This is a genomic window from Microbacterium sp. MYb72 (genome assembly GCF_002979415.1).
GTDB classification, from domain to species: domain Bacteria; phylum Actinomycetota; class Actinomycetes; order Actinomycetales; family Microbacteriaceae; genus Microbacterium; species Microbacterium natoriense.
This window is the reverse complement of the sequence record NZ_PCOT01000026.1, coordinates 21,349-43,376: the sequence shown is the minus strand read 5'-3', so window position 1 is coordinate 43,376 and position 22,028 is coordinate 21,349. Positions and strand designations below refer to the sequence as shown.

Below are 22,028 nucleotides of genomic sequence, written 5' to 3'. Positions count from 1 at the left end.
CATGCGGCGCGGATCGGGTCGAAACGCGTGGGAGACTAGAGCAATGCTCCGCGTGCTCACGGCCGGCGAATCGCACGGCCCAGAACTCATTGCCGTCATGGAGGGTCTGCCCTCCGGCGTCCCGGTGTCGTCCGAGGCCATCCAGGCCGACCTCGCCCGTCGCAAGCTCGGCTATGGCCGCGGCTCGCGCATGAAGTTCGAGCAGGACGAGCTGACGATCTCCGGCGGCGTGCGGCACGGCAAGACCCTCGGCAGCCCGATCGCGCTGCGCATCGGCAACACGGAGTGGCCGAAGTGGATCGAGGTCATGAACCCCGAGCCCGTCGAGCTCACCGACAAGTCCCGCGGCCGCAGCGCCCCGCTCACGCGTCCGCGACCCGGGCACGCCGACCTCGTCGGCATGCAGAAGTACGACTTCGACGAGGCGCGTCCGATCCTCGAGCGCGCCAGCGCCAGGGAGACCGCCGCCCGCGTCGCGCTGGGCGCCATCGCCCGCTCCTTCCTCGGCGAGCTCGGCATCCGCCTGGTCAGCCACACGCTCTCGATCGGCCCCGTGCAGGTGCCCTCGGGCTCGCCGCTGCCGACGCCCGACGACGTCGACGCGCTCGACGCCGATCCGCTGCGCTGCTTCGACCCCGCGACCTCTGCGCTGATGGTCGCCGAGGTCGACGACGCCAAGAAGGACGGCGACACCCTCGGCGGCATCGTCGAGGTGCTCGCCTACGGCCTCCCGCCGGGGCTCGGCTCGCACGTGCACTGGGACCGTCGCCTCGACGCGCGACTCGCCCAGGCGCTGATGAGCATCCAGGCGATCAAGGGCGTGGAGGTCGGCGACGGCTTCGAGACCACCCGCCGCCGCGGATCCGCGGCCCACGACGAGCTGTTCGCGACGGCGGACGGCATCTCTCGAGGCTCCGACCGCGCCGGCGGCACCGAGGGCGGGATGTCGACCGGCACCGTCCTCCGCGTCCGTGCGGGCATGAAGCCGATCGCGACAGTCCCGCACGCGCTGCGCACGATCGACGTCGCCACGGGCGAGGACGCCACCGCCCACCACCAGCGTTCCGACGTCTGCGCGGTTCCCGCGGCCGGCGTGGTCGCGGAGGCGATGGTGGCGGTCGAGCTCGCGAACGCCGTGCTCGAGAAGTTCGGCGGCGACAGCATCCGCGAGACCCGGCGCAACATCGACTCGTACCTGGAGAGCATCCCGGCCGAGCTGCGGACGACTCCCGCATCCGAGGCGGCGCTCATCGCGCATGACGAGCGCGGCTGATCCTCTGACGCTGGTGCTGGTCGGCCCGATGGGGGCCGGCAAGACCAGCGTCGGTCGACGGGTCGCGCGCGCGCTGGGGGTCGCGTTCATCGACACCGACAAGCGCGTCGCAGCCGTGCACGGACCGATCCCGGTGATCTTCTCCGAGCACGGGGAGGCGCACTTCCGGGCTCTCGAACGTGAGGCGGTCGCGACGGCGCTCGACGAGGGCGGCGTCGTCTCCCTCGGCGGCGGTGCGGTGACGGACGCGGCCACGCGGGAGCTCCTGCGCACGCATCAGGTGGTCTACCTGACCGTGAGTGCGGAGGCGGTCGCAGACCGGATCACCGGCGGGGGGCGGCCCCTGCTGGCCGGAGACGACCCCGTGCAGCGGTGGAGACAGATCTTCGAGCAGCGCCGGGGTCTGTATGAAGAAGTGGCATCGGCGACCTTCGACACGTCGCGTCGTCCGATGCAGAGGATCGCGGACGATATCGCCGCATGGAGGAGAGAACAGCGATGAGCACGACGACCATCAGCGTCACGGGCGACGCCCCCTACGACATCCTCATCGGACGGGGCATCCTCGACAGCGTCTCGGCGGCGCTCGACCCGGCCGTGCGGAAGGTCCTCGTGGTGCATCCGCCCACGCTCGCCGCGCGGGCCGCAGAGCTGCGCGATCGCCTGCTCGCCGACACGGCGAACGGGCCGCGCGAGGTGCTGCTCGCCGAGGTCCCCGACGCCGAGCAGGGCAAGCGCATCGAGGTGGCGGCGTTCTGCTGGCAGGTCATGGGGCAGGCCGACTTCACCCGCACGGACGCGGTGATCGGCTACGGCGGGGGAGCGGTCACCGACCTCGCGGGCTTCGTGGCCGCGACCTGGCTGCGCGGCGTGCAGGTCGTGCAGGTGCCGACGACCGTTCTGGGTCTGGTCGATGCCTCGGTCGGCGGGAAGACCGGGATCAACACCGCCGAGGGCAAGAACCTCGTCGGCGCGTTCTGGGCGCCGAGCACGGTGATCGGCGACCTCGACGAACTCGGCAGCCTGAGTGCGAACGAGGCGACCGCCGGCTACGCCGAGGTCGTGAAGGCCGGGTTCATCTGGGCGCCGGAGATCCTCGACATCATCGAGGCCGATCCGTCGCGCGCCGTCGACACCACGACCCCGGAGTTCCGCAGGGCGGTCGAGCTCGCGATCGACATGAAGGCCAGGGTCGTCTCCGACGACTTCCGCGAGGCGGGCCAGCGCGAGATCCTCAACTACGGCCACACCCTCGGGCACGCCATCGAGCACGCGGAGCGCTACAAGTGGCGTCACGGCGCCGCGATCTCCGTGGGCATGATGTACGCGGCCGAGCTGTCGCGGCTCGCCGGGCGACTGTCCGACGACTCCGCCGAGCGCCATCGCACCGTGCTGGAGTCGCTGGGGCTGCCGACGACCTACCGTGCGGGGGCATGGAAGCAGCTGCTCGCCACCATGCAGCGCGACAAGAAGACCCGAGGGGGGATGCTGCGCTTCATCGTCCTCGACGAGATCGGCAAGCCGACCGTGCTGCAGGCGCCCGACGAGTCGCTGCTGTTCGCGGCGTACCAGGAGGTGGGGGCGTGAGCGCACCGCGCCGGCTGCTCCTGGTCAACGGGCCGAACCTCAACCTCCTCGGCACCCGTGAGCCGGGCATCTATGGTTCGGCGACCCTCGCCGACGTCGAGCGGCTCTCTGCAGAGGCCGCCGCCGCGGTCGGCTTCGACCTGCGCGCGCTCCAGAGCAATCACGAGGGCGTGCTCATCGACGCCATCCACGCCGCGCGCGAGGACTGCGCCGGCATCGTGATCAATCCCGGCGGTCTCACGCACACCTCCGTCTCGCTCCGCGACGCCCTCACCGGCGTCGGTCTGCCGTTCGCCGAGGTGCACATCTCCGACGTGTACGCCCGGGAGGAGTTCCGGCACCACTCCTACCTCGACGACGTCGCCGCGGTGCGGGTGGTCGGCCGAGGCGTGGACGGCTACGCCGACGCCGTGCGGGAGCTCGCAGCGCTCATCCCGTAGAATCGACTGTCGGCTCGCGCTTCGACCAAGCCCGGCCACCCGCGAACTTCACACCACGAACGGAACTCTCAGCGCATGGCATCTACCGCAGACATCAAGAACGGCATCGTCCTCAACCTGGAGGGCCAGCTCTGGAGCGTCGTCGAGTTCCAGCACGTCAAGCCCGGCAAGGGCGGCGCGTTCGTGCGCACCAAGCTCAAGAACGTCCTCACGGGCAAGGTCGTCGACAAGACGTTCAACGCCGGTTCCAAGGTCGAGATCGAGAACGTCGACCGCCGCGACTACACGTACCTGTACACGGACGGCGACGGCTACGTCTTCATGGATCAGACCGACTTCGACCAGATCACGGTCGGCTCGGCCACCGTGGGCGACGCGAAGAACTTCCTGCTCGAGAACCAGCAGGTCACGATCGCGCTGAACAACGGCAACCCGCTGTACCTCGACCTCCCGGCATCCGTCATCCTCGAGGTGACCTACACCGAGCCCGGCCTGCAGGGCGACCGCTCCTCCGCCGGCACCAAGCCCGCGACGCTGGAGACCGGCTACGAGATCCAGGTGCCGCTGTTCCTCGAGACCGGAACCAAGGTCAAGGTCGACACCCGCACGGGTGACTACCTCGGTCGCGAGAAGTAAGGCGTGAGCGCTCGGACGAAGGCGCGCAAGCGCGCACTCGACATCATGTTCTCCGCCGACGTGCGCGGAGACGAGGTCTCCGTGGCCCTGGCCGCCGAGGCCAAGCGCGCGGCGAGCGAGCCGGCCCGTGAGGCGTCGTGGCTGTACGCCCGCGAGATCGTCGACGGGATCATCGATCACCGCGACGAGATCGACGAGCACATCACCACGCACAGCCGGGACTGGAAGCTCGAGCGGATGCCGGCCGTCGATCGCGCTCTGCTGCGCATCGGCGTGTGGGAGATCCTCTACAACGACCAGGTGCCCACGGCCGTCGCGATCGACGAGGCCGTCGAGCTCGCCAAGGAGTTCTCGACCGACGACTCCGGTGCGTTCGTGCACGGAGTACTCGCCAGGGTGGCTCGCGCCGCCTGAGTCGCCGCCCGAGTCGCTGCGTCCGCATTGTCCGACGCAGCGGGAAGGATGCTGGCATGCCCGCACCTCACGTCGATCTCCGCGATCTCATGCAGATCACGGATGCGGGAGGCTATACGCGCGGACTGGCGTACTTCCGTGAGGGCAACGTCCTCGATCTGATCTGGCACGAGGATCGCCAGGAGCTCGAGGCATATGTGAAGGGCAGCGCAGGAGCGCAGTACCTGTGCGAGGTCACCTTCATCTCGTCCGGTGGCAAGAGACGAGTCCGCTCCACGCGTTGCTCGTGCCCGGTCCGCACGGCGTGCAAGCATGTCGTGGCCGCGCTGCTCGCGTCGAACGTGCACGAGTACGCCCAGCAGGCGGGGGCGAGGGCCGTCGATCCGGTCGCGGAGCCCGCTGCGGAGGCTCCCGCGGCTCCCGCAGCCTCGTGGCGATCGCTGATCGGCCCAGCGGTCGCCGCGCACACCCAGTCGCTCGCGCTCGGCGTCGAGCTGCGCCACCGCGAGTCGCGCGGCGACAACCACTGGGCGCCGCGGGCGGTGCGCCCCGCGACGCCTCGAGATCTCGCCAAGCCGTCGGGAGAGCTTCTGCTCGCGATCCGTCCGCTGATGCGCAGCCACCAGACCGGCTCGTGGATCCAAGGGCACGCGGGCTGGGATGTGGTGCGTAGGGACGTGTCGCAGTTCGGCAGGGTCCAGAACCGCTGGTTCGGCGACCTGCTCAGCATCTCCCGCGACTCGCTGCTCTCGGGGAACGCCGGCGAGTGGCTGGTCGTCGACCAGATCGAGTCGACGCTGCTGTGGGGCCATCTGCGCGCCGGGGCGGCGCTGGGCATCCCGCTGGTGCCGAGTCAGAAGAGCGCGACGGTGCGCCTCGCCGAGCGGGCCGAGGTGGCCGCATCCATCACCCGCCCCGACGGCGGTGATCTGCGCGTCGCCGCGGAGGTGGCGATCGACGGCCGCGCCGTCCCCTCAGCCGAGGTGCACCCGATCGGACGCACGGGCGTGTACTCCGCCACCCTCATCGGCAATCGGATGGAGATCGTCCTCGCCGAGGCGCCGCTCAGCGAGCAGATGCACGCACTGCTGAGCGCGCGGCTGCCCATCGAGGTGCCCGCCGAAGAGGAGTCCGCGTTCGTCGAGAACGCCTACCCGCTGCTGGCCAGGCGAGTGCCCGTCCGCACTGCCGGTGCGGTGTCGCTGCCGGAGATCCCGGCGCCGGAGGCGGTGCTGAATCTCGCCTTCGAGCGGGGCGATGTCGTGAGCTACTCGTTCGAGTGGTCGTACGGCGGGTTCGGCAGGGTCCCCTTCGAGGCGGGGAGCGCTGCGGTGCGCGATCCTGCGGCGGAGTCGGAGAAGCGCGCCCTGCTCGAATCCGTCTGGCAGGAGCACTCGACCACGCGCTTCGCGCCGACCGGTTCCTTCCACGACATCGACGCCGCGGCCTTCGTCGCGCAGGTGGTCCCCGCGTTCGAGGCCGTCGGCGTCATCGTCGCGACCACGGGCACGCGCAAGGAGTACCGGGAGCTGACGGGAGACCCCGAGGTCAAGGTGACGACGCTCGAGACCACCGACTCCGACTGGTTCGATCTCGGGATACTCGTCACGATCGACGGAAGGAGCATTCCCTTCGGGCCGCTCTTCACCGCGCTCAGCAAGGGCAGGAAGAAGCTGCTGCTCTCCGACGGCGGGTACTTCTCGCTCGCGCATCCGGCGCTCGACCGGCTCAGGGAGCTGATCGACGAGGCCGGCGAGCTCGACGAGTGGGAGACCGGTCCGCGGATCAGCCGCTACCAGACCGACCTCTGGGAGGAGTTCGAGGACCTGGCCGACGAGGCCCAGCCGGCGGTGAGCTGGCGCTCGACGGCGGAGGGACTCCGCCAGGCGACCGGAGTGCCGCCGACGCCGGTGCCGTCCGGCCTGCACGCCGAGCTCAGGCCGTACCAGAAGACGGGCTTCGACTGGCTGGCGTTCCTCTGGCGGCACCGGCTCGGCGGCATCCTCGCCGATGACATGGGACTCGGGAAGACGCTGCAGCTGCTGACCTTCGTGCAGCACACCAAGGAGAAGGGGGAGAAGCGGGCGTTCCTCGTGCTCGCCCCCACCTCGGTCCTCAGCACCTGGAAGTCCGAGGCTGCGCGCTTCACTCCGGGGCTGCGGGTTGCAATCGTCGACAGCACGAGCGGGCGTCGCACAGGCCGGTTGGCGGATGCCGCGGCATCCGCCGACATCGTCGTGAGCTCGTACACGGTCGCCCGGCTCGATGAGAGGGAGTTCGGCTCGGTCGACTGGGCGGGGCTGATCCTCGACGAGGCGCAGTTCGTGAAGAACCCGAAGACCAAGCTGCACAGAGCCATCTCGGCCTTCCGAGCCGATGTCACCTACGCGGTCACCGGCACCCCGATGGAGAACAGCCTCTCCGAGCTCTGGTCGCTCCTGAAGCTCGCGGCGCCCGGGCTCTTCCCGTCGGCGCGGAAGTTCCGCGATCGCTACATCCAGCCGATCGAGAAGGGCAAGGTGCCCGAGAACGAGGAGGGCGGGGAGTACCGCCAGCGCCGGCTCGCCCAGCTGCGCCGCCGCATCCGCCCGCTCATGCTCCGCCGCACGAAGGAGCTCGTCGCGTCGGATCTGCCCCCGAAGCAGGAGCAGGTGCTCGAGGTCGAGATGAGCCCCGCGCATCGCGCGCTCTACGACGTCGTGCTGCAGCGGGAACGCCAGAAGGTCCTCGGTCTGCTGGACGACCTCGACCGCAACCGGTTCATCGTGTTCCGCTCGCTGACGCTCATGCGGATGCTGAGCCTCGCGCCGGAGCTCATCGATGAGAACGATGCGCACATCGGATCGAGCAAGCTCGACACCCTGCTCGAACGCGTCGTCGAGCTGCAGGCCGAGGGGCACCGCGCCCTGGTGTTCAGCCAGTTCACGTCGTTCCTCGACCTCGCCGCGGCGCGTCTCGATGCGGCCGGCATCCCGTACGCGCACCTCGACGGCTCCACGCGCCGTCGCCAGGATGTCATCGACGGATTCAAATCGGGGCAGCAGCCCGTGTTCCTGATCAGCCTGAAGGCCGGCGGGTTCGGACTGACGCTCACCGAGGCCGACTACGTGTTCCTGCTGGACCCGTGGTGGAATCCCGCCGCCGAGGAACAGGCGATTGACCGCACGCACCGCATCGGCCAGACCAGCCAGGTGTTCGTCTACCGGATGATCTCGTCGGGGACGATCGAGGAGAAGGTGCTGGAGCTCCAGCAGCGCAAGGCGCGTCTGTTCACCGCGGTGATGGACGACGACGAGCTCTTCGCGCAGTCGCTCACCGCCGACGACATCCGCGGTCTCTTCGACGAGTAGACCCTCCGGGTCAGTACTCCCGGAACGCGGAGGCCTGTGCACGCTGGGTCGCAGTGGCCTGGGGGTTCAGGCCCGCGCACCAGCTCGGATAGACCCGGAAACCGCGCTTTCCCGACGTGCGCCCTGCCGTGATGCCGAGTCGGGAGAGGTCCGCCGCAGCGAACCGGAAGACGCCGCGACGGTCGTCCTGCTCCACGAACACGAGCAGGCCCGCCGCTGGGTCCTGCTCGTCGAACGGTGCGGTCTTCCCCGCGGCGTCGCGCCGCCAGAAGGCGAGGAATGCTCCCGGTTTCGTCGGGGTGACGCGGGCGGTGCGGATGTGCCAGAGGTCGCCGTCGATCCGCACGGCGCCCGACTCGTAGTCGCCGTTCTGCTCCTGTGGGGTCACCGCCACGTCCATCCCCAGGATGGACGCATAGGTGTGGAACGCACGGAACTCCATCCGGCCAAGCTATCGCGCGTTCCGGTGACGGGCCGCAGAGGTCCGCCGCCGAGAGGGTCAGTGCGGAGCGGGCATGTCATCCATGACCGCGAACAACTCGGCGTCCGGCGCCGGGCGCGGCGGTTGAGGCCGGGCGGCCTGACGGCGCCGGCCGCGGATGACCAGCAAGATCACGACGGCGGCGATCGCAGCGAGCAGGACGAGCCAGGGGAGTGCCACGCCGATGCCGATCAGCATCGCGCCCCAGAAGGCGACGAATCCGTCCCAGCCGATCGTCAGCGCGTCGCCGAAGTCCTTCGGGGCGGTCTCGACCGGCACGTACTCCGACATGAGGCTTAGCGTGATGGTCGACATGGCCACCTGGTCCTCCAGGGAACGGGACTGGGCCTCCAGCCCCTCCAGCTCGCTCTGGCGCTCGGCGATCGCTGACTCCAGCTCGATCAGGTCCGAGGTCTCGGATGCCGTGCCGAGCCAGTCCGTGTAGCGGGCGATGGAGGCGCGAAGCGTGGTGATCCTGGCGTCGAGGTCGCGCTGCGTCGCGCCCACCTCGGTCGACTCGAGCGCGGTCTCCTTCACGGCGCCCAGCGCGGCGAGGTTGGTGCGGACCTCTTCGATGGCGTCGGCCGGGATTCGCAGGGTGAGCTCGGCAGTGGCCTGTCCGCCGTCCTCGGCGGCGCGTTCGGTCCTTCCGCTGACGCGGCCTCCCACGTCCGACACGATCGACGTGGCGTCCGCCGCCGCGGCGATGGGATCGTCGGCGACGATCGAGATCCGCCCGGTGATCACGACCGCGGTGTCCGGTTCATCGGCCTCGTTCGATGACGCCGCCTCCTGCACCGGGGCCCGACCTCCGCCAGCCGCTTCCGCGCCCCCCGACCCGCCGACGGCGCAGCCCGCGAGGCCCAACCCCGCCAGCGAAGCGAGGACGAGCGCTGTCAGCAGTCTCCGTGTCGTGTTCATAGGGGCAGGGTAGTGAGCGGAGACCGGCGTGCAGCAGGGAGTTCGATCACGATCCGGTCAGGGTTGGGTAACGAGTCCGCAACGCGCGCCGGGGCCGGTGGCGGTGCGTATTCACGGCCGGTCTCCGAGGTCGTCCAGGCGGTCGCCGGTAGACTCTACGGGTCCACTTCGAGAGGAATGCAATGCGGATCACGGGACTCGGCCACGCGGGAATGTTCATCGAGACGGTCGGCGGCAACATCATCTGCGACCCCGTGCTGGGCCCCTCGTTCTTCGGATCCTGGTTCCCGTTCCCCGACAACCGCGCCCTGGACTGGGAGCGCTTCGGAAGGGAGGCGGACTTCCTCTACATCTCGCACAGGCACCGCGACCACTTCGATCCGAAGCTGCTGGAGCGGTACATCCGCAAGGACATCGAGGTGCTCCTGCCCGAGTACCCGATCGACGATCTCGAACAGGACATCCGCGCTCTCGGCTACACGAACATCACCTACGCGCCCGCGGGGGAGATCATCGAGCGCGGGGAGCTCAAGATCATGATCACTCCGCTCCGCGCCCCCAGCGACGGTCCGATTGGCGACTCCTCCCTCAGCGTCGACGACGGCACGGGATCGATGCTGAACCAGAACGACTCGCACCCCCTCGACCTCGAGAAGCTGCTCCACTTCGGAACCCCTGACGCGTACTTCACGCAGGTCTCCGGCGCCATCTGGTGGCCGATGGTCTACGACCTTCCGCTCGACGCCAAGCAGAACTTCGCGAAGCTCAAGCGCGACGCGCAGAACAAGCGCGCCATGTACTACATCGAGAAGGTCGACGCCCCGCACGTCTTCCCCATGGCGGGTCCCCCCATGTTCCTGCGCGACGACCTGTTCGACTTCAACGGGCTCGGCAAGAACGGCGAGTCGATCTTCACCGATCAGAAGCAGTTCCTCGCCCACATGAAGGAGCTCGCGCCGCAGTACGACGGCCAGCTGTTCATCCCCGGGACGGTCGTCACCGTCGAGGGCGGCGAGGTCTCGACCGCGCAGACGCTGTACTCGGATGCCGAGATCGCCCACATCTTCGACGAGAAGTGGGACTACCTCGAGGAGCAGCGGGCGAGCAGGCAGCAGGAGATCCGCGACGAGGAGGCCTCCCGCGCGGAGATCATCCCGCCCGCGGAGATGCTCGAGGCGATCAAGACCTGGTGGGAGCCGCTGCTCAAGAAGTCGCGCACCATCCGGCTCGGCGTCGGCGGCTGCGTGCGGTTCCGCATCGGCGATCTCGACATGGTGGTCGACTTCCCTCGGGCGAAGGTCCGCGAGTACGCGGGGGAGGAGTGCATCTACTGGTACACGATCCCCGCAGACCTCGTCTCCACGAACATCGTCGACCACGAGATCGACTGGTCGAACTCGATCTTCCTGTCTATGCAGTTCTCCGTCGGCCGCAGCGGGAAGTTCAACGAGTTCCTCACGACCTTCCTCAAGTGCCTCTCGGTCGATCGGATCGAGTACGTCGAGAACTGGTACCAGGAGCAGACCGATCAGACCGAGGACGCCGAGGTCGGCGGGTGGGTCGTGCAGCGGCGCTGCCCGCACCTGCGCGCCGATCTCACCCGCACGGGCACGGTCGACGAGGACGGCATCCTCACCTGCAGCATGCACGACTGGAAGTGGGACCTGAAGTCCGGACGCTGCCTGTCGACCAGCGGCCACCCGATCCGCGCGAAGCGCATCGACGAGTCCGCCGACGAGGAGCTGCTCCCCACGAGCTGACGTCCAGGGGCCCCGGCTCCGATAGACTGGATCTGCAAACAACCTTTAAGACCGTCCTGTGAGGCGGAGAAGGGAGTGGCTGATGAGTGCACGCACTGTGCTGCACCACGCCGACATCTCGCGGGCTCTGACCCGCATCGCCCACGAGATCCTCGAGTCCAATCGAGGCGCCGAGGACCTCGTCCTCCTGGGCATCCCGACCCGCGGCGTCACCCTCGCCCGTCGCCTCGCGCTCGTGATCAGCGAGATCGCCCAGACGCCGGTGCCCTCCGGTGCGCTCGACGTCACGCTGTTCCGCGATGACCTCTCGAAGCATCCGACGCGGTCTCCGCATCCCACCGAGATCCCGGCCGGTGGCATCGATGGCAAGACCGTGGTGCTCGTGGACGACGTGCTCTTCTCGGGACGCAGCATCCGTGCGGCCCTCGACGCCCTGCAGTCGATAGGGCGGCCGTCGATCGTCCGTCTCGCGATCCTCATCGATCGTGGGCACCGTGAGCTGCCCATCCGCCCCGACTTCATCGGCAAGAACATCCCGTCCTCCCGTCAGGAGCGCGTCAACGTGCGTCTGATCGAGAACGACGGCGCCGAGGAGGTGACGATCGAGGCATGAGGCACCTGCTCGACACCAAGAACCTCGACAGGGCGACCGCCCTGCGCATCCTCGACGTCGCCGAGGACATGGCCGACACCCAGTCGCGCGAGGTCAAGAAGCTGCCGACCCTGCGCGGCAAGACCGTCGTGAACCTCTTCTTCGAGGACTCCACGCGCACCCGCATCTCGTTCGAGGCCGCAGCCAAGCGCCTCTCCGCCGACGTCATCAACTTCGCCGCGAAGGGGTCGAGCGTGTCCAAGGGCGAGAGCCTGAAGGACACCGCACAGACCCTCGAGGCCATCGGAGCGGATGCCGTCGTCGTGCGGCATCCCTCGTCGGGCGCACCGCAGACGCTCGCCACAAGCGGGTGGATCTCCGCCGGGGTCGTGAATGCCGGCGACGGCACGCACGAGCACCCCACGCAGGCTCTCCTGGACGCGTACACGATCCGCAAGCGCAGGTTCGGCGCCGACAGCCGCGGGCGCGATCTCAGCGGCATCCGCGTGGTCATCGTCGGCGACGTGCTGCACTCGCGCGTCGCTCGCTCCAACGTCTGGCTGCTCAGCACCCTGGGTGCGGAGGTCACTCTGGTCTCGCCGCCGACCCTCGTTCCGCAGAACGTCTCCCTCTGGCCGGCGAAGGTCGTCTACGACCTCGATCAGGCGCTGGCCGATGGGCCGGACGCCGTGATGATGCTGCGCATCCAGCTGGAACGCATGAACGCCGCGTATTTCCCGACTGAGCGGGAGTATTCCAGGCGCTGGGGCCTCGACGCACTGCGCGTGGCCGGTCTCCCGGACGGTAGCATTGTGATGCACCCCGGGCCCATGAACCGCGGGTTGGAGATCTCCTCTGAAGCCGCCGACTCCGCGCGTTCCACCGTGCTGGAGCAGGTGACGAACGGAGTCTCCATCCGGATGGCTGTGCTGTACCTGCTGCTGGCAGGAGAACGAGACGACGAACGAGGGGGAGACCTGTGAGCGAGACCCTCGTCATCACCGGCGCGCAGCTTCTCGGTGCCGAGAGCGCCGACATCATCGTGGAGAACGGGGTGATCTCCGAGATCGGCTCCGGTCTCACCCGCGCGGGTGCTCGCGTGATCGACGCCGCAGGGCTGGTGGCCCTGCCCGGTCTCGTCGATCTGCACACCCACCTCCGCGAACCCGGCTACGAGGCCTCCGAGACGATCCTCACCGGTACCCGCGCTGCGGCGGCCGGCGGATTCACGGCGGTCTTCGCCATGCCGAACACCTCGCCCGTCGCCGACACCGCCGGCGTCGTCGAGCAGGAGCTCGCCCTCGGCGAGGCCGCCGGCTATGCGACCGTCCAGCCGATCGGCGCGGTCACCGTCGGCCAGAAGGGCGAACGCCTCGCCGAACTCGGCGCCATGGCGACGTCCAGGGCGCAGGTGCGGGTCTTCAGCGACGACGGCTTCTGCGTCTTCGATCCGCTGATCATGCGCAGGGCGCTGGAGTACGTGAAGTCGTTCGACGGCGTCATCGCCCAGCACGCACAGGATCCTCGCCTCACCGAGGGTGCGCAGATGAACGAGGGCTCGGTCTCCGCCGAGCTCGGACTCGCCGGCTGGCCCGCGGTCGCCGAGGAGTCGATCATCGCGCGCGACGTGCTGCTCGCCGAGCACGTCGGCTCCCGGCTGCACGTCTGCCATCTCTCGACCGCCGGATCAGTGGACATCATCCGCTGGGCGAAGAAGCGGGGCATCAACGTCACCGCCGAGGTCACCCCGCATCACCTGCTCCTCACGGACGAACTGGTGCGCGGCTACGACGCGCGGTACAAGGTCAACCCGCCGCTGCGTCGTCAGGAGGACGTGCTGGCCGTGCGCGAGGGCCTCGCCGACGGCACGATCGACATCGTCGCCACGGACCACGCCCCGCACCCCAGCGAGCACAAGGCGTGCGAGTGGCAGGCCGCGGCCAACGGCATGGTGGGTCTGGAGAGCGCACTGCGGGTCGTGCACCAGTCGATGGTGCAGACCGGCCTCATCGGCTGGGCGGATGTCGCCAGGGTCATGAGCGCCGCGCCGGCGAGGATCGGCCGCCTGGCGGGCCACGGCACGCCGCTCGAGGTCGGGCAGCCCGCGCAGCTCGCGCTCTACGACGCCTCGATCGCCGGGGTGTTCACGGAGTCCGACCTGCACGGCCGCAGCGTGAACTCGCCCTACCTGGGCCGCGACCTGCCGGGGCGCGTGCAGTTCACCGTGCACGGCGGCGTCGTGACGGTCGCCGACGGCGCAGTGGTCGCGGAGCTCGGCGCGTGACCCGCGAGGTGGCGATCACCCTCACGATCGTCCTGGCGCTGCTGGTGCTGGGCGCGATGACGTTCGCCTGGCGTCGACGTCTTCGTCGGGATTCGGGGCTCTCCGCCCCGCTCGGGGTCCCCGAGCACGCAGAGGTCACCCATCGTCGCGAGGTGCTCTACGTCTCGACCACGAAGCACGACCAGCCTCTCGAACGGCTGACCATCTCCCCGCTGGCGTACCGCGCCCGAGGCGAGGCGGCCGTCACCGACCGCGGACTCGCACTCTGCCTCGACGGGGCTCCGACGGTCTTCGTCGCGGCATCCCGACTCGTCTCGGTCGACCGCGCGACGGTCACGATCGACCGCGTCGTCGAGCCGGGCGGTCTGGTCCGAGTCGCCTGGAACGCCGACGACGACACGATCGTCGACTCCTATCTGCGCGTCGCCGACGGCGACCCCACCACCTTCATCACCGAACTGCAGCGGATCGTTCCCGCCGCCCCCGATTCAGGAGCCACATCATGACCTCCCTGCCAGAACCCGCCGTCCTCGTCCTCGAAGACGGCACCCGCCACACCGGCCGCGCGTACGGAGCCATCGGTACGACGCTCGGAGAGGTCGTGTTCGCGACCGGCATGTCCGGATACCAGGAGACGCTCACCGACCCGTCCTATGCGGGTCAGATCGTGCTGCAGACGGCCCCGCACATCGGAAACACCGGCATGAACGACGAGGACCCCGAGTCCCGACGCATCTGGGTGGCCGGGTACATCGTGCGCGACCCCTCGCGCGTCGTGTCGAACTGGCGCGCCAACGCCTCGCTCGACGAGACGCTCGTCGAGGACGGCGTGGTCGGCATCAGCGGCATCGACACCCGTTCCATCACCCGTCACATCCGGTCGGCCGGCTCCATGCGCGGCGGCATCTTCTCGGGAGAGGCCGCCGGCCTCGACGCGGAGGAGCAGGTGCGCATCGTCCGCGAGGCGCCGCAGATGGCTGGACAGAACCTGTCCGCTCAGGTGTCTGTCGACGTCGCCACGGTGACCTCGGCGATGGGACAGCGCATCGGCAATCTCGCCGTGCTCGACCTCGGCGTCAAGCAGGCCACGATCGACAACCTCGCGGCCCGCGGCTTCGAGGTGCACGTGCTGCCGCAGAACTCGACGATCGACGACATCCGCGCGGTCGACCCCGTCGCCGTCTTCTACTCGAACGGACCCGGTGACCCCGCCGCCTCCGACGCGCACGTCGGTCTGCTCCGCAGCGTGCTCGACGACGGGTTGCCGTTCTTCGGCATCTGCTTCGGCAACCAGCTGCTGGGGCGCGCCCTCGGTCTGGGCACGTACAAGCTCCCGTTCGGGCACCGCGGCATCAACCAGCCCGTGCTCGACAAGTCCACGGGGCGCGTCGAGATCACCGCTCACAACCACGGCTTCGCCGTCGAGGCGCCCCTGGACGGCGCGTTCGACAGCCCCAACGGCTACGGCAAGGTCGAGGTCAGCCACATCGGCCTCAACGACAACGTCGTGGAGGGCCTGCGCGCCCTCGACATCCCCGCGTTCTCCGTGCAGTACCACCCGGAAGCTGCGGCCGGACCGCACGACGCCAACTACCTCTTCGACCGATTCGCGGCGATGGTCCGCGAGAACAAGGACGCCAAGTAATGCCCAAGCGCGACGACATCACCTCCGTCCTCGTCATCGGATCCGGCCCGATCGTCATCGGTCAGGCCTGCGAGTTCGACTACTCCGGCACCCAGGCGTGCCGCGTGCTCCGAGAGGAGGGCGTCCGCGTCATCCTCGTCAACTCGAACCCGGCGACGATCATGACCGACCCCGACTTCGCGGACGCGACGTACATCGAGCCGATCACCCCCGAGGTCATCGAGACGATCATCGCGAAGGAGCGGCCCGACGCCATCCTCCCGACCCTCGGCGGACAGACCGCCCTCAACGCCGCGATGGAGCTGGACGCCCGCGGCATCCTCGCCAAGTACGACGTCGAGCTGATCGGCGCCAAGGTCGATGCCATCAAGAAGGGCGAGGATCGCCAGATCTTCAAGCAGCTCGTCCTCGACGCCGGTGCCGACGTCGCACGCAGCGTCATCGCGCACACGATGGACGACCTGCTCGCGGGCGCCGCCGAGCTCGGGTACCCGCTGGTGGTCCGTCCTTCGTTCACGATGGGCGGCCTCGGCTCCGGCTTCGCGTACGACGAGGAGGACCTCCGTCGCATCGGCGGCGCGGGTCTGCGGGACTCGCCGACCACCGAGGTGCTCCTGGAGGAGTCCATCCTCGGCTGGAAGGAGTACGAGCTCGAGCTCATGCGCGACACGGCCGACAACACCGTCGTGGTGTGCTCCATCGAGAACGTCGACCCTGTCGGCGTGCACACGGGTGACTCGATCACGGTGGCCCCCGCCCTCACGCTCACCGACCGCGAGTACCAGAAGCTCCGCGACATCGGCATCGACATCATCCGCGCCGTGGGCGTCGACACGGGCGGCTGCAACATCCAGTTCGCCGTCGACCCCTCCAACGGACGCATCATCGTCATCGAGATGAACCCGCGCGTCTCCCGCTCGAGCGCGCTCGCCTCGAAGGCGACGGGCTTCCCCATCGCGAAGCTCGCGGCCAAGCTCGCGCTGGGATACCGCCTCGACGAGATCCCGAACGACATCACCGGGGTCACCCCGGCGAGCTTCGAGCCCACGCTCGACTACGTCGTGGTGAAGGTCCCGCGCTTCGCCTTCGAGAAGTTCCCCGCGGCCGACGCCACGCTCACCACGACCATGAAGTCGGTCGGCGAGGCGATGGCCATCGGCCGCAACTACGCGACGGCGCTGCAGAAGGCGCTGCGCTCGCTCGAGAAGCGCGGATCGAGCTTCCACTGGGGCGCGGAGGACCGCACGGTCGACGAGCTCCTGGAGATCTCGAAGATCCCGACCGACGGTCGCATCGTCACGCTGCAGCAGGCGCTGCGCAAGGGCGCCACCGTCGAGCAGGCCTTCGAGGCGACGGCCATCGATCCGTGGTTCCTCGACCAGATCGTCCTGATCAACGAGGTCGCCGAGCTCGTCCGCACCGCGGAGGAGCTGGACGCCGCCACCCTCCGCTACGCGAAGGAGCACGGCTTCTCCGACGCCCAGCTGGCGCAGCTCCGCGGCACGACGGAGGCCGAGGTCCGCGGCGTTCGCCACGGACTGGGCATCCGGCCCGTGTACAAGACGGTCGACACCTGCGCGGGCGAGTTCCCCGCGCTCACGCCGTACCACTACTCGAGCTACGACTTCGAGTCGGAGGTGGCGCCGTCCGAGCGGACCAAGGTCGTCATCATCGGGTCCGGTCCGAACCGCATCGGTCAGGGCGTCGAGTTCGACTACTCCTGCGTCCACGCGTCCTTCGCGCTGTCGGACGCCGGATTCGAGACCGTCATGGTCAACTGCAACCCGGAGACCGTGTCCACCGACTACGACACCTCCGACCGCCTCTACTTCGAGCCGCTGACGCTCGAGGACGTGCTCGAGGTGCTCGACGCCGAGGCTGCGAGCGGCACGATCCTCGGTGTCGTCTGCCAGCTCGGCGGCCAGACGCCCCTCGGCCTCGCCAAGGGCATCGAGGCGGCCGGGTACACCGTGCTCGGGACCAGCCCCGCCGCGATCGACATCGCCGAGGAGCGCGAGCTGTTCTCGCAGCTCCTCGACAAGGCGGGCCTCCTGGCGCCGCGCCACGGCACCGCGATCGACGCGGACGGAGCCGTGGCCGTGGCCGAGGAGATCGGCTACCCCGTGCTCGTGCGCCCGAGCTTCGTGCTCGGCGGACGCGGCATGGAGATCGTCTACGGCACCGATGCACTGCGCGACTACTTCGTCCGCACCGCGGGGGAGGTCGTGATCGAGGAGGGCAAGCCGCTCCTGGTCGACCGCTTCCTCGACGACGCGATCGAGCTGGACGTCGACGCGCTGTACGACGGCGTCGAGCTGTACATCGGCGGCGTGATGGAGCACCTGGAGGAGGCCGGCATCCACTCCGGTGACTCCAGCTGCACCCTGCCCCCCGTGTCGCTCGGCCGCGCCGACGTCGACCGTGTCCGTGAGGCGACGCTGGCCATCGCCGAGGGCGTGGGGGTGCGCGGTCTGCTCAACGTGCAGTTCGCGATCAGCGCCGGCGTGCTCTACGTGATCGAGGCGAACCCGCGCGCGAGCCGCACGGTGCCGTTCGTCTCGAAGGCGCTCGGAATCCCGCTCGCGAAGGCCGCCAGCCGCATCATGGCGGGCTCCACGATCGCGGAGCTGAAGGGCGAGGGGATGCTCCCCGCGCAGGACGGATCGCGCGTGCCGCTCGGCTCCCCGGTCGCCGTCAAGGAGGCCGTGCTGCCGTTCAAGCGGTTCCGCACGGCCGACGGCAAGACCGTCGACTCGATCCTCGGCCCGGAGATGCGCTCGACCGGCGAGGTCATGGGCATCGACCGCGACTTCCCGACGGCGTTCGCGAAGAGCCAGGCGGCCGCGTACGGCGGCATGCCGACCTCGGGCACGGTGTTCATCTCGGTGGCCGACTCCGACAAGCGCGCGGTGATCCTTCCGGCGCACCGTCTGCAGCAGCTCGGGTTCACGATCGTCGCGACCGAGGGCACCGCAGAGATCCTGTCCCGCAACGGCATCGCGGTGACCGTGGTGGAGAAGTACAGCGAGACCCAGGAGTCCGGAGCGCGGAACATCGTCGACCTCATCAACGAGGGCGAGATCGACATCGTCGTGAACACGCCCTCCGGTGGGGCGGCGCGCGCCGACGGCTACGAGATCCGCGCGGCGGCCGTCGCCGCGGACAAGGCGCTCTTCACGACCATGGCGGTGCTGGGCGCGGCTGTGAGCGGAATGGACGCCGCGCACGAGGGGTTCGAGGTCCGCAGCCTGCAGGAGTACGCGATCGACCGGAAGGCGACGGTGTGAGCGAACGCTTCGGCGAGCGGGTCCGTGCGGCGCTGACCGCACGGGGCCCGCTCTGCGTGGGCATCGATCCGCATGCGGCACTGCTGGACGCGTGGGGTCTGCCCCAGGATGCGGACGGCGTGCGCGAGTTCGGTCTGCGGACGGTGGATGCCGCAGCCGATCGTGTGGGCATCGTGAAGCCGCAGGTGTCGTTCTTCGAGCGCTTCGGCTCGCGGGGGATCGCCGCTCTGGAAGACGTGCTCGCCGCGGCGAGAGCGGCGGACCTGATCGTGATCGCGGACGCCAAGCGCGGCGACATCGGCACGACGATGGATGCCTACGCGGCCGCCTGGCTCACTCCGGGCTCCCCGCTGGAAGCAGATGCGCTCACGGTGAACCCGTTCCTCGGAGTCGGGGCCCTGGACGGTGCGTTCGACCTCGCGGCTGCGGGCGGCAAGGGGCTCTTCGTCCTCGCCTCCACGAGCAACACGGAGGCCGAGCTGCTGCAGCGGTCGGTGTCGGCGACAGGCAGAACCGTATCCGCCGACATCATCGCCGACGTGTCGGCCCGCAACCGGGAGACCGTGCAGGCAGGGGAGTGGGGCGACGTCGGATTCGTCGTCGGCGCCACCGTCGACTGGGCGGATGCCGGGATCTCCGCGTTCTCCCCGGTCGCACCCCTCCTCGCACCCGGCTTCGGCGCGCAGGGGGCGACGCCTGCCGATCTCGTCACCCGGTTCGGACCGATGAGCGACGCCGTCATCGCGAGCGAGAGCCGCAGCATCCTCTCGGCGGGCCCCGAGGGCCTGTCCGCCGCCATCGACGCTCGCGTCGCAGAGTACTCGGAGTCGACACGTGGCTGAGAACCGTTCCGTACCCGAGGTCGATCGGGCAGCCGCAGCGCGCCGGGCCGTAGAGCGCCGTCGCGCGCGCGCATCGCTCAAGCGCGACCTCACCATGCGCGTGATCACGCCGCAGAAGGTCCTGGAGCGCGCGATCTCCGACGCCGACTCGGTCGAGGGATCCATGCGGATCACCGACTTCCTGCTGGCGCTGCCCGCGATCGGCGCGGGCAAGCGCGACCGCATCCTGGACGAGCTGCAGATCTCGCCGGTCAAGCGTCTGGGGGGTCTCGGCGTGCGGCAGCGCGTCGTGCTCGCCGAGTGGCTCGACGGGCGCTTCCCCGTGCTGGAGCCGCGAGGGGGGCGCAGTCGTCTGCTCGTGCTGGCCGGACCCACCGCGGTCGGCAAAGGCACGGTCGCGGCGCACATCCGTGAGAACAACCCCGAGATCCACCTGTCGGTGTCCGCGACGACCCGCGCCCCGCGCCCCGGCGAGATCGACGGCGTGCACTACTACTTCGTCGACGATGCGGAGTTCGACCGTCTCATCGCCGAGGGCGAGCTCCTCGAGTACGCGGTCGTGCACAACCGGTCCCGTTACGGCACCCCGCGGGCGCCGATCGACGCGGCTCTGGCCGATGGCAGGACCGTCCTCCTCGAGATCGATCTGCAGGGAGCGCGCCAGGTGCGCAAGGCCGAGCCGGCCGCGACGCTGATCTTCCTGCTGCCTCCGACCTGGGACGAACTCGTCCACCGCCTCGTCGGCCGTGGCACCGAGAACGCCGAGGAGAGGGCCCGCCGCCTGCGCACCGCGAAGGTGGAACTCGCCGCCCAGAACGAGTTCGATCACCTCATCGTGAACGAGGACGTCGCCACCGCCGCCGCGGAGGTCGTAGAATTGTCCTCAGGCTCTGCGCGCTGAGTGCTTTCGCGCGCCCATTGCACCGTCTTCGCGACGAACCCGTCGCCTTATCAGGAGGTCCCATCATGGCCGGACACCACAACAAGGGCATCATCGATCCCCCCATCGACAACCTGCTCGACCGTGTCGACTCCAAGTACGAGCTCGTCATCTACGCGGCGAAGCGCGCGCGTCAGATCAACGACTACTACTCCGACCTGCACGAGGGTAACCTCTTCGACAACGTGGGGCCGCTCGTCGACTCGTCCGTCGAGGACAAGCCGCTGACCATCGCGCTGCACGAGATCAACGAGGACAAGCTCCGCCTGCGTCACGCAGAGTGATATTCGGAGCCGCGCCGCCGCATTGTCGGCGGCGCGGTTCAGAATGGGTTCACACCCTCACACCCTTCGATCCCGTTCTGGAGTCCTGATGAGCGCGCTGCGTCTGTTCACGTCCGAGTCCGTCACCGAAGGGCACCCGGACAAGATCTGCGACCAGATCTCCGACAGCATCCTCGACGCGCTCCTCGCCAAGGACTCCGGCTCCCGCGTCGCCGTGGAGACGCTGGTCACGACCGGCCTCGTCCACGTCGCCGGCGAGATCCGCACCGAGGCGTACGTCGACATCCCCACGATCGTCCGCGACGTCGTGAACGGCATCGGCTACACCTCGAGCGAGACGGGCTTCGACGGCTCCTCGTGCGGTGTGAGCGTCTCGGTGGGCGAGCAGTCGGGTGACATCGCGAGCGGCGTCGACAACGCACAGGAGCACCGCGACGGCACGTCGACCGACCCGCTGGACGGTCTCGGCGCAGGGGACCAGGGCATCATGTTCGGCTTCGCGACGAACGAGACCCCTCAGCTCATGCCGATGGCCGCGTGGACGGCGCACCGCCTCGCGGAGCGCCTGACCGAGGTCCGCCGATCCGGGCTGCTGCCCTTCCTGCGCCCCGACGGCAAGACCCAGGTCACGCTGGGCTACGACGGCTTCACGCCGAAGACCGTCGACGCCGTCGTGCTGTCCACGCAGCACAATCCCGACATCTCCCAGGACGATCTCAAGGCGCAGGTCCGCAAGCACGTCATCGATCCTGTGCTGGCGACGACGGGTCTCGACCTCGACGACGTCACCTTCTACATCAACCCCGCCGGTCCGTTCGTGACCGGAGGACCGAAGGGCGATGCCGGTCTGACCGGACGCAAGATCATCATCGACACCTACGGCGGCGCCGCGAGGCACGGCGGCGGCGCCTTCAGCGGCAAGGACCCGTCCAAGGTCGACCGCTCCGGCGCGTACGCGACCCGCTGGGTCGCGAAGAACGCCGTGGCGGCGGGTCTCGCGGAGCGACTCGAAGTGCAGGTCGCCTACGCGATCGGCGTCGCGCGCCCCGTCGGCCTGTACGTCGAGACGTTCGGCACCGGTGCGGTGTCGGACGACGCCATCATCGCCGCGATCACGAAGGTCTTCGACCTGCGCCCGCAGGCGATCATCGAGGAGCTCGACCTCCTGCGTCCGATCTACGCGCAGACCGCCGCCTACGGGCACTTCGGCCGGGAGCTGCCCGATTTCACGTGGGAGCGCACCGACCGCGCCGAAGAGCTTCGTCGCGCCGCCGGGCTCTGACGGCGAGTCG

20 protein-coding genes are annotated in these 22,028 nt (G+C 69.2%); 18 read left to right on the top strand and 2 right to left on the bottom strand.

All coding sequences use genetic code 11. The features are described from left to right. Window positions 1–43 precede the first annotated feature (43 nt). The 7 genes from aroC (at window position 44) to CQ047_RS14130 (ending at window position 7,700) form a co-directional block, all read left to right on the top strand. Window positions 44–1,273, top strand: coding sequence for a chorismate synthase (aroC, locus tag CQ047_RS14160; RefSeq protein ID WP_105676331.1), 1,230 nt, complete (start codon window positions 44–46; stop codon window positions 1,271–1,273). Further along, the gene (locus CQ047_RS14155; RefSeq protein ID WP_105676329.1) at window positions 1,257–1,775 is read left to right on the top strand and encodes a shikimate kinase; all 519 of its coding nucleotides are present in this window, start codon (window positions 1,257–1,259) and stop codon (window positions 1,773–1,775) included. The genes aroC and CQ047_RS14155 overlap by 17 nt, the downstream gene beginning before the upstream one ends. Beyond that, window positions 1,772–2,860, top strand: a complete 1,089-nt coding sequence (gene aroB, locus CQ047_RS14150) for a 3-dehydroquinate synthase (protein WP_105676328.1) — start codon at window positions 1,772–1,774, stop codon at window positions 2,858–2,860. Before CQ047_RS14155 ends, aroB begins: the two co-directional genes overlap by 4 nt. Continuing rightward, on the top strand, window positions 2,857–3,300 hold the full coding sequence (locus tag CQ047_RS14145; protein ID WP_105676326.1) for a type II 3-dehydroquinate dehydratase: 444 nt from the start codon (window positions 2,857–2,859) through the stop codon (window positions 3,298–3,300). The genes aroB and CQ047_RS14145 overlap by 4 nt, the downstream gene beginning before the upstream one ends. 75 nt (window positions 3,301–3,375) lie before the next feature. After that, the gene (gene efp / locus CQ047_RS14140; protein WP_105676325.1) at window positions 3,376–3,936 is read left to right on the top strand and encodes an elongation factor P; all 561 of its coding nucleotides are present in this window, start codon (window positions 3,376–3,378) and stop codon (window positions 3,934–3,936) included. A 3-nt stretch (window positions 3,937–3,939) separates the two neighbouring features. After that, complete coding sequence (gene nusB / locus CQ047_RS14135; protein ID WP_105676323.1) at window positions 3,940–4,350, top strand: transcription antitermination factor NusB; 411 nt, start codon at window positions 3,940–3,942, stop codon at window positions 4,348–4,350. A gap of 56 nt (window positions 4,351–4,406) precedes the next feature. Beyond that, window positions 4,407–7,700: a DEAD/DEAH box helicase gene (locus CQ047_RS14130; RefSeq protein ID WP_223586405.1), complete on the top strand. Its 3,294-nt coding sequence runs from the start codon at window positions 4,407–4,409 to the stop codon at window positions 7,698–7,700. A 10-nt stretch (window positions 7,701–7,710) separates the two neighbouring features. Here CQ047_RS14130 and CQ047_RS14125 read toward each other — a convergent pair whose 3' ends face one another. Both CQ047_RS14125 and CQ047_RS14120 read right to left on the bottom strand, forming a co-directional pair. Then, window positions 7,711–8,142, bottom strand: a complete 432-nt coding sequence (locus CQ047_RS14125; RefSeq protein WP_105676322.1) for a MepB family protein — start codon at window positions 8,140–8,142, stop codon at window positions 7,711–7,713. 57 nt (window positions 8,143–8,199) lie between these two features. Further along, the gene (locus tag CQ047_RS14120; RefSeq protein ID WP_105676320.1) at window positions 8,200–9,102 is read right to left on the bottom strand and encodes a DUF4349 domain-containing protein; all 903 of its coding nucleotides are present in this window, start codon (window positions 9,100–9,102) and stop codon (window positions 8,200–8,202) included. Window positions 9,103–9,284: 182 nt separating this feature from the next. On the opposite strand from CQ047_RS14120, the gene CQ047_RS14115 reads away from it, so the two are divergent. The 11 genes from CQ047_RS14115 (at window position 9,285) to metK (ending at window position 22,018) form a co-directional block, all read left to right on the top strand. Next, a complete protein-coding gene (locus tag CQ047_RS14115) occupies window positions 9,285–10,862 on the top strand; it encodes a Rieske 2Fe-2S domain-containing protein (RefSeq protein ID WP_105676319.1) in 1,578 nt (525 codons plus the stop codon). An 82-nt stretch (window positions 10,863–10,944) separates the two neighbouring features. Continuing rightward, the gene (pyrR, locus tag CQ047_RS14110) at window positions 10,945–11,475 is read left to right on the top strand and encodes a bifunctional pyr operon transcriptional regulator/uracil phosphoribosyltransferase PyrR (RefSeq protein ID WP_105676318.1); all 531 of its coding nucleotides are present in this window, start codon (window positions 10,945–10,947) and stop codon (window positions 11,473–11,475) included. After that, window positions 11,472–12,437, top strand: coding sequence for an aspartate carbamoyltransferase catalytic subunit (locus CQ047_RS14105; protein WP_105676317.1), 966 nt, complete (start codon window positions 11,472–11,474; stop codon window positions 12,435–12,437). The genes pyrR and CQ047_RS14105 overlap by 4 nt, the downstream gene beginning before the upstream one ends. Next, window positions 12,434–13,738, top strand: a complete 1,305-nt coding sequence (locus CQ047_RS14100; RefSeq protein ID WP_105676316.1) for a dihydroorotase — start codon at window positions 12,434–12,436, stop codon at window positions 13,736–13,738. The genes CQ047_RS14105 and CQ047_RS14100 overlap by 4 nt, the downstream gene beginning before the upstream one ends. After that, window positions 13,735–14,244 carry a hypothetical protein gene (locus tag CQ047_RS14095; RefSeq protein WP_105676314.1) on the top strand — a complete coding sequence of 170 codons (510 nt, stop codon included), beginning with the start codon at window positions 13,735–13,737 and terminating at the stop codon, window positions 14,242–14,244. Before CQ047_RS14100 ends, CQ047_RS14095 begins: the two co-directional genes overlap by 4 nt. Then, window positions 14,241–15,383: a glutamine-hydrolyzing carbamoyl-phosphate synthase small subunit gene (carA, locus tag CQ047_RS14090; RefSeq protein WP_105676312.1), complete on the top strand. Its 1,143-nt coding sequence runs from the start codon at window positions 14,241–14,243 to the stop codon at window positions 15,381–15,383. The genes CQ047_RS14095 and carA overlap by 4 nt, the downstream gene beginning before the upstream one ends. Continuing rightward, the gene (gene carB, locus CQ047_RS14085) at window positions 15,383–18,670 is read left to right on the top strand and encodes a carbamoyl-phosphate synthase large subunit (protein WP_105676310.1); all 3,288 of its coding nucleotides are present in this window, start codon (window positions 15,383–15,385) and stop codon (window positions 18,668–18,670) included. The genes carA and carB overlap by 1 nt, the downstream gene beginning before the upstream one ends. After that, window positions 18,667–19,512: an orotidine-5'-phosphate decarboxylase gene (gene pyrF / locus CQ047_RS14080; protein WP_105676308.1), complete on the top strand. Its 846-nt coding sequence runs from the start codon at window positions 18,667–18,669 to the stop codon at window positions 19,510–19,512. The genes carB and pyrF overlap by 4 nt, the downstream gene beginning before the upstream one ends. Next, a complete protein-coding gene (gene gmk, locus CQ047_RS14075; protein ID WP_105676307.1) occupies window positions 19,505–20,413 on the top strand; it encodes a guanylate kinase in 909 nt (302 codons plus the stop codon). The genes pyrF and gmk overlap by 8 nt, the downstream gene beginning before the upstream one ends. Before the next feature lie 65 nt (window positions 20,414–20,478). Beyond that, window positions 20,479–20,736, top strand: coding sequence for a DNA-directed RNA polymerase subunit omega (rpoZ, locus tag CQ047_RS14070; protein ID WP_045258544.1), 258 nt, complete (start codon window positions 20,479–20,481; stop codon window positions 20,734–20,736). Between the two features lie 88 nt (window positions 20,737–20,824). Then, window positions 20,825–22,018, top strand: a complete 1,194-nt coding sequence (gene metK, locus CQ047_RS14065) for a methionine adenosyltransferase (RefSeq protein ID WP_105676305.1) — start codon at window positions 20,825–20,827, stop codon at window positions 22,016–22,018. The last annotated feature ends 10 nt before the right edge of the window (window positions 22,019–22,028 follow it).